This is a genomic window from Flavobacterium sp., from assembly GCF_027484705.1.
Classification (GTDB): domain Bacteria; phylum Bacteroidota; class Bacteroidia; order Flavobacteriales; family Flavobacteriaceae; genus Flavobacterium.
Window position 1 is genome coordinate 125,260 of record NZ_JAIXSL010000022.1, and the last position, 6,088, is coordinate 131,347.

General features: G+C 40.9%; 11 protein-coding genes. 9 read left to right on the top strand and 2 right to left on the bottom strand.

Annotated elements, in window-relative coordinates:
- The first annotated feature begins 43 nt into the window (after positions 1 to 43).
- The 9 genes from Q0058_RS13270 (at position 44) to Q0058_RS13310 (ending at position 5,247) form a co-directional block, all read left to right on the top strand.
- Positions 44 to 655, top strand: a complete 612-nt coding sequence (locus tag Q0058_RS13270) for a fumarylacetoacetate hydrolase family protein (RefSeq protein ID WP_298224731.1) — start codon at positions 44 to 46, stop codon at positions 653 to 655.
- A 1-nt stretch (position 656) separates the two neighbouring features.
- Positions 657 to 1,001 (top strand): histidine kinase, encoded by a 345-nt coding sequence (locus Q0058_RS13275; RefSeq protein WP_298224732.1) that lies wholly within the window; start codon positions 657 to 659, stop codon positions 999 to 1,001.
- A gap of 179 nt (positions 1,002 to 1,180) precedes the next feature.
- Entirely contained in the window at positions 1,181 to 2,437 is a 1,257-nt protein-coding gene (locus tag Q0058_RS13280) for a CinA family nicotinamide mononucleotide deamidase-related protein (protein ID WP_298224735.1), read from the top strand.
- A gap of 158 nt (positions 2,438 to 2,595) precedes the next feature.
- Complete coding sequence (gene rpmB / locus Q0058_RS13285) at positions 2,596 to 2,832, top strand: 50S ribosomal protein L28 (RefSeq protein ID WP_200105856.1); 237 nt, start codon at positions 2,596 to 2,598, stop codon at positions 2,830 to 2,832.
- A gap of 15 nt (positions 2,833 to 2,847) precedes the next feature.
- Positions 2,848 to 3,030 carry a 50S ribosomal protein L33 gene (gene rpmG, locus Q0058_RS13290; RefSeq protein WP_008253902.1) on the top strand — a complete coding sequence of 61 codons (183 nt, stop codon included), beginning with the start codon at positions 2,848 to 2,850 and terminating at the stop codon, positions 3,028 to 3,030.
- Positions 3,031 to 3,067: 37 nt separating this feature from the next.
- Positions 3,068 to 3,220 (top strand): DUF4295 domain-containing protein, encoded by a 153-nt coding sequence (locus tag Q0058_RS13295; RefSeq protein WP_298224740.1) that lies wholly within the window; start codon positions 3,068 to 3,070, stop codon positions 3,218 to 3,220.
- 243 nt (positions 3,221 to 3,463) lie between these two features.
- Positions 3,464 to 4,435, top strand: coding sequence for a signal recognition particle-docking protein FtsY (ftsY, locus tag Q0058_RS13300; RefSeq protein ID WP_298224742.1), 972 nt, complete (start codon positions 3,464 to 3,466; stop codon positions 4,433 to 4,435).
- A gap of 94 nt (positions 4,436 to 4,529) precedes the next feature.
- The gene (locus Q0058_RS13305) at positions 4,530 to 4,970 is read left to right on the top strand and encodes a lipocalin family protein (RefSeq protein ID WP_298224744.1); all 441 of its coding nucleotides are present in this window, start codon (positions 4,530 to 4,532) and stop codon (positions 4,968 to 4,970) included.
- Positions 4,951 to 5,247 (top strand): DUF721 domain-containing protein, encoded by a 297-nt coding sequence (locus tag Q0058_RS13310; protein WP_298224745.1) that lies wholly within the window; start codon positions 4,951 to 4,953, stop codon positions 5,245 to 5,247. Before Q0058_RS13305 ends, Q0058_RS13310 begins: the two co-directional genes overlap by 20 nt.
- Before the next feature lie 200 nt (positions 5,248 to 5,447).
- On the opposite strand, the gene Q0058_RS13315 is transcribed toward Q0058_RS13310, so the two are convergent.
- Together Q0058_RS13315 and Q0058_RS14565 are read right to left on the bottom strand one after the other, a co-directional pair.
- Entirely contained in the window at positions 5,448 to 5,867 is a 420-nt protein-coding gene (locus Q0058_RS13315; protein ID WP_298224747.1) for a nucleoside-diphosphate kinase, read from the bottom strand.
- Positions 5,868 to 5,992: 125 nt separating this feature from the next.
- The coding region (locus Q0058_RS14565; protein ID WP_366869733.1) for a T9SS type A sorting domain-containing protein at positions 5,993 to 6,088 on the bottom strand (96 nt) is incomplete at its 5' end.

Below are 6,088 nucleotides of genomic sequence, written 5' to 3' on the forward strand. Positions count from 1 at the left end.
GCAGGTTCCCGGCTCCTAAACCGATAACCATAAACAACACCAAGTGAAATTAATCTGCATCGGCCGCAATTACGCCAAACACATCGAAGAGCTCCAAAACGAGCGCCCGGACGAGCCTGTGGTTTTTTTAAAGCCCGACTCTGCAATATTATTGAAGCAACATCCGTTTGTAATACCAGAATTTTCGTCGGACATCCACCACGAAATTGAACTCATTGTCAAGATCAGTAAGGTCGGAAAATATATCGAGCCGAAGTTCGCGCACAAGTATTATGACGAAATCAGCGTCGGCATCGATTTTACTGCGCGCGACCTACAGCAAAAACTCAAAGACAAAGGTTTACCGTGGGAAAAAGCAAAGGCATTTGACGGTTCAGCGGTGATTGGCGACTTTATATCGAAAAAAGTTTTTAGTTCGCTGGAAAGTCTTAATTTTGGGCTTTCGAACAACGGAAAAATGGTGCAAGAAGGCAATTCCGGCCTGATGTTGTGGAAGATTGACGAACTCATTTCATATGTTTCTCAATACTTTACGCTCAAAATAGGAGACATCATTTTTACCGGTACACCAGAAGGCGTTGCCGCCGTTAAACCCAACGATGTCCTCGAAGGATATCTTGAAGACAAAAAATTATTTAGAATTAACGTAAAATAATATGGCCCTAAATTACAACCTAGCAAAAGTTTACGCACTTTCAGACAACGATCCTGAATTCGTAAACCAAATCATCTCATTATTCGTGACCGAAGTTCCTTTAGATCTGACCCAGATCAAACTCGGCATCAAAACGAAAGACCACAAATTAGCCTACAGTTACGCGCACAAAATCAAACCTACTTTAGATTTGTTGGGCATGGATCAGGCGTTTGAGGAAATCCTTCAAATCGAAGCCTGGACCAAAGCTGAAGGCAAAAGAAAAGAAATCAACGCCACTTTTGACAGTGTAGAATCGCAGATTGAGAAAGCGGTGAAAGAGATTACGAAAGATTTCGAATTATAATTAGAGTTTCTGAGTTTCTGAGTGCCTGAGCTTTTTAGGAGCCGGGAACCTGCTATCCGTTTCAATATTTTGTTCTGAACCCCAGAACAAAAGGATTTTTACTACTATCAGGGCTAGGGTTTCTGCTTACCAAGAACAAACTCAGTCACTCAGCAACTCAGTAGCTCAGTCACTTTAATATGAAAGCAACCATCGTAACCATCGGTGATGAAATCCTCATAGGCCAAATCGTCGATACGAATTCCGGATTCATCGCCAAAGCGCTTGATAAGATTGGTGTGGCCGTACACGAAATGATTTCCATTTCTGACGACCGGCAGCACATTTTAGACACGTTCGCCAAGCTCCAGAATCAGGTTGATTTTGTGATCATCACCGGCGGATTAGGCCCAACAAAAGACGACATCACCAAACACACGTTCTGCGAATATTTCCAAGACACGCTCGTGCGCAACCAAGCGATTGAAGATCACATCGTAAAGCTGTTCGCGAAAATCTCGACGATTACGCTTTCTCAGGTCAATAAAGATCAGGCACTGATTCCGTCCAAATGTGTTCCGCTTCACAATGCTTTTGGCACCGCGCCCGGCATGTGGATGCAGAAAGAGAATACGGTTTTTATTTCGTTGCCCGGCGTTCCGTTTGAGATGAAAGCGATTGTGACCAACGAAATCATTCCGAAAATCGTTAAAGAATACAAACGTCCGTACATTCTCCACAAAACTATATTAACCTATGGTCAAGGCGAAAGTATGGTCGCGGCGCGCATCGAGGATTGGGAAAACAACCTGCCACCATTTATCAAGCTGGCTTATTTGCCAAATCCCGGAAGAGTGCGTTTGCGATTGACTGCGCGAAGTACCGATAAAGAACTTATTGAAAAAGCCATTGCAGACAACATAGCATCATTAACCCAAATTATCGGCGACATCATCGTCGGTTTTGATGAAGATGAAACCCTTGAAGTGGTTTTAGGAAGATTGCTTACACTGCATAATAAAACTGTCGCAACAGCAGAAAGTTGTACCGGTGGAAAGATTGCACAATTATTAAGTTCGGTAGCCGGCGCATCAAATTATTTCAAAGGAAGCGTCGTATCGTACGCAACAGAAACCAAAGTCAAAGTGTTGGGGATTTCCGAAGAACTTATAAAAAAACATTCCGTAGTCAGTGCCGAAGTAGCAAAAGCGATGGCCCTCTCGATTCAAAAGTTAATGCAAACCGATTACGCGATTGCCACAACTGGTAATGCCGGGCCAACCAAAGGCGATGCTGATGCCGAGCTCGGAACAGTTTTTATTGCTTTAGCCTCTGCCAATGAAGTCGTTGTGCACGAATTTAATTTCGGACAGCCACGCGAAAAAGTGATTGACCGGGCCGTCAATAAAAGTATGGAATTGCTCCAAAAAGAAATTTTAAAAACGGCACTTGATTAAATTTGAATTGGAGTTGTTCTCTCAAAAAAGGACAATCTTTTGAGCCATTAAAAAGCAAATAAAAAAAAAGAAAAAAATGTGCAATAATTGTTTTGCAGTAAGGTTTATTTTTCTTTTCTTTGCACCCTGATTTTGAATAACGATAAAAGATAAGCATAATGTCAAGAGTTTGTGACCTTACAGGTAAAAGAGCGATGGTAGGAAATAACGTTTCCCACGCGATGAACAAAACTAAGAGAAAGTTTTCTGTGAACTTAGTGAAAAAACGTTTTTATCTTCCAGAAGAAGATAGATGGATTACGCTAAGAGTAGCTGCATCTACGATAAAAACAATCAACAAAAATGGAATTTCTGCGGTTTTGAAAAAAGCACAGGCAGAAGGATTCATCAAATAATAACGATACAGTAAGATGGCAAAGAAAGGCAATAGAATCCAGGTAATTTTAGAATGTACAGAGCACAAAACGTCAGGTGTTCCTGGAACGTCACGTTACATTACGACTAAGAACAAAAAGAACACTCCGGACCGTTTGGAAATTAAAAAATTCAACCCGATCCTCAAGAGAGTAACCGTTCACAAAGAAATTAAATAATAATAAGAGATTTAAGTCTCCATATACTTTATAAGTCATGGCAAAGAAAACCGTAGCATCGTTACAAACCTCTTCAAAGAGATTATCAAAAGCCATCAAGATGGTAAGATCTCCTAAAACTGGCGCATATACATTCGTAGAATCGATTATGGCTCCTGAATTGGTTGACGAGTTCTTGAAAAAGAAATAATCACAAACACAGTATATAGAACAGCTACTTTCATTCGGAAGTAGCTTTTTTATTTTCTATATTTACCACAGTTTATAGAAGCTAATCCCGCTATCCGTTCCCAATCTTTTGTGCCGAACGCCGCCACAAAAGGATTTCCACTGCTATCGGGGCTAGGGCAGATTGTTCCAATGGCAATTTCCATTAATTTGGGAATCTTGTTGTCTTTCAATCTCACAGTCTCACAATCAAAAAATCCAACAAATGAGTTTTTTCAAAAGACTATTCACCTCCGAGAAAAAAATTAGCGAAGAGGCCAAAGAAACCCTCGATAAAGGCCTGGAGAAATCCAAAACTTCCTTTTTCTCCAAACTCACCAAAGCCGTCGCAGGCAAATCCAAAGTCGACGATGAGGTTCTAGACAATCTCGAAGAAATCCTCGTCTCGTCCGACGTTGGCGTAGAAACCACGCTTAAAATCATTACACGCATCGAAAAGCGCGTGGCCGAAGACAAATACCTTGGTACGGATGAACTCAATCAGATATTGCGCGATGAAATTTCAGGTTTGCTTTCAGAAGTTGATGCTGGCGAGGCAACAGAATTCGTGATTCCGATTAATTTGAAACCATATGTGCTGATGATTGTTGGCGTCAATGGTGTTGGGAAAACCACAACGATCGGAAAACTCGCTTACCAATTCAAAAAGAAAGGCTATAAAGTGGTTCTTGGTGCCGCCGATACTTTTCGTGCCGCCGCGATTGATCAGTTACAAGTTTGGGCCGATCGAGTAGGCGTTCCATTAGTGAAACAACAAATGGGCAGCGATCCGGCATCGGTCGCTTTTGATACTTTGCAAAGTGCCGTAGCGCAAAATGCCGATGTAGTTATCATTGATACTGCCGGGCGTCTGCACAACAAAACCAATCTGATGGCGGAACTTACCAAAGTAAAACGCGTCATGCAGAAAGTTGTCGAAAACACACCAAACGATGTGTTGCTCGTACTCGATGGTTCGACAGGGCAAAACGCTTTCGAACAAGCCAAACAGTTTACGGCCGCTACCGAAGTAACTTGCCTTGCGGTAACCAAACTCGACGGAACGGCAAAAGGCGGTGTGGTAATTGGCATTTCAGACCAGTTCCAGATTCCGGTGAAATATATCGGAGTAGGTGAAGGTCTTGAAGATTTACAAGTGTTCAATAAATATGAATTTGTCGATTCGTTCTTCAAATAAAAACACGAATAAAAGTTTTCAAAAAGGATATTATTTTTAAAGTAATGTCCTTTTTTTCGTTTAAATTAGACGGTAGTTTTAGTACCATTTCTTTATGAAAAAATCACTCGTAATTGCCTTTATTGCAGTACTTACCTTTTCATGTCAATCCAAAGTAGCATCTTCTGATATTCCGAAAATCAACGGTTATTGGGAAATCGAAAAGGTCGTTTTTCCTGATGGCAACAAAAAAGAATACAGCATCAATGAAGTCTACGATTATTTCGAAATCAAAAACAACAAAGGCATCCGAAAGAAAGTCATGCCGCAACTCGACGGCACCTTTATCGTCAATGATACTTTTGAAAACGTCGAAATTAAAGAAACTGACGGAAAATACAGCATCCATTACAGCACAGCTTTCGCCAAATGGCAAGAAGAAATCGTTTCGCTGTCCGATCAGGAATTGGTGATTTTAAATCCATCCAAAAAAGAATACCATTACAAACGAGCGACTCCAATCAACATCATTCCCAATGGCAAAAAGACTCAGTAACGAAAGTTCCATCGGCGCTATTTTGAAAGAAATCATCCAGTCGAATAAACTGCAACCCGGTATCAACCAAGTCGCGGTAAACGATGCGTGGAAAAATCTTATGGGCAAGGGCGTGAACAACTATACCCAAAAAATTACACTCAAAGGTTCGACGCTTTATGTTGAACTGACTTCGTCTGTGTTACGTCAGGAATTAAGCTACGGCAAAGACAAAATCATCAAGATGCTCAATGAGGAACTCAGAGGTGAAGTGGTGAAGGAAGTGGTTTTGAGATAGAAAAGACTCGGCTGCGCCTTTGGACACGCTTCGCTTTAGACTCGGCTGCGCCTTAGGATTTTAAGACAATTAATATTAAAAAAGAAAATCCCGTTTCGATTGAAACGGGATTTTCTTTTTTATCCTTTTTAGTCTGGAGCGCAGCGCGTCTTAAGTCCGTAGGACGTGTCTTACTGTCTTAAGCCGCAGGCGTGTCCTTCTTAGAATTGTTCTCTTCCCGCAAAGTGGAAAGCGCTTTCAATCGCAGCATTCTCATCGCTGTCAGAACCGTGAACGGCATTTTCTCCGATAGATTTAGCGTATTTTTTACGGATGGTTCCTTCAGCAGCATCCGCAGGGTTTGTAGCTCCGATTAATGTTCTGAAATCTTCGATTGCGTTTTCTTTTTCTAGGATTGCCGCTACGATTGGTCCGCGAGACATGAATTCTACCAATTCTCCGTAGAATGGTCTTGCTGCGTGTACTTCGTAAAATTTTTGAGCGTCTGCTACAGTCAATTGCGTCAATTTCAAAGAAACAATTTTGAAACCACCTTCTGTAATCATGTTTAAAATTCCACCGATGTGTCCGTTTTCGACTGCATCAGGTTTAATCATTGTAAATGTTCTATTCGTTGCCATTTTTTTTGTTTTTAATTGCGTGCAAAAATAGGATTTAATAATCGATTTTTAAAATCTATTCTGGGTATAATGCAAAAAAAATCCCTTACGATTGGCAAGGGATTTTAGTATGAATAAACTAAATATTAGTTTTTGATCAACTTAGCTGTTTCAGTAGCATTGGCAGTTGTGATTTTTGCAAAATACAATCCGCTGTTTAAGCTAGAAGCATCTACAGTAGC

Coding starts and splice junctions, on each gene's coding strand:
- Q0058_RS13275 (WP_298224732.1), top strand. CDS start 657: ATGGCCCTAAATTACAACCTAGCAAAAGTTTACGCACTTTCAGACAAC.
- Q0058_RS13280 (WP_298224735.1), top strand. CDS start 1,181: ATGAAAGCAACCATCGTAACCATCGGTGATGAAATCCTCATAGGCCAA.
- rpmB (WP_200105856.1), top strand. CDS start 2,596: ATGTCAAGAGTTTGTGACCTTACAGGTAAAAGAGCGATGGTAGGAAAT.
- rpmG (WP_008253902.1), top strand. CDS start 2,848: ATGGCAAAGAAAGGCAATAGAATCCAGGTAATTTTAGAATGTACAGAG.
- Q0058_RS13295 (WP_298224740.1), top strand. CDS start 3,068: ATGGCAAAGAAAACCGTAGCATCGTTACAAACCTCTTCAAAGAGATTA.
- ftsY (WP_298224742.1), top strand. CDS start 3,464: ATGAGTTTTTTCAAAAGACTATTCACCTCCGAGAAAAAAATTAGCGAA.
- Q0058_RS13305 (WP_298224744.1), top strand. CDS start 4,530: ATGAAAAAATCACTCGTAATTGCCTTTATTGCAGTACTTACCTTTTCA.
- Q0058_RS13310 (WP_298224745.1), top strand. CDS start 4,951: ATGGCAAAAAGACTCAGTAACGAAAGTTCCATCGGCGCTATTTTGAAA.
- Q0058_RS13315 (WP_298224747.1), bottom strand. CDS start 5,867: ATGGCAACGAATAGAACATTTACAATGATTAAACCTGATGCAGTCGAA.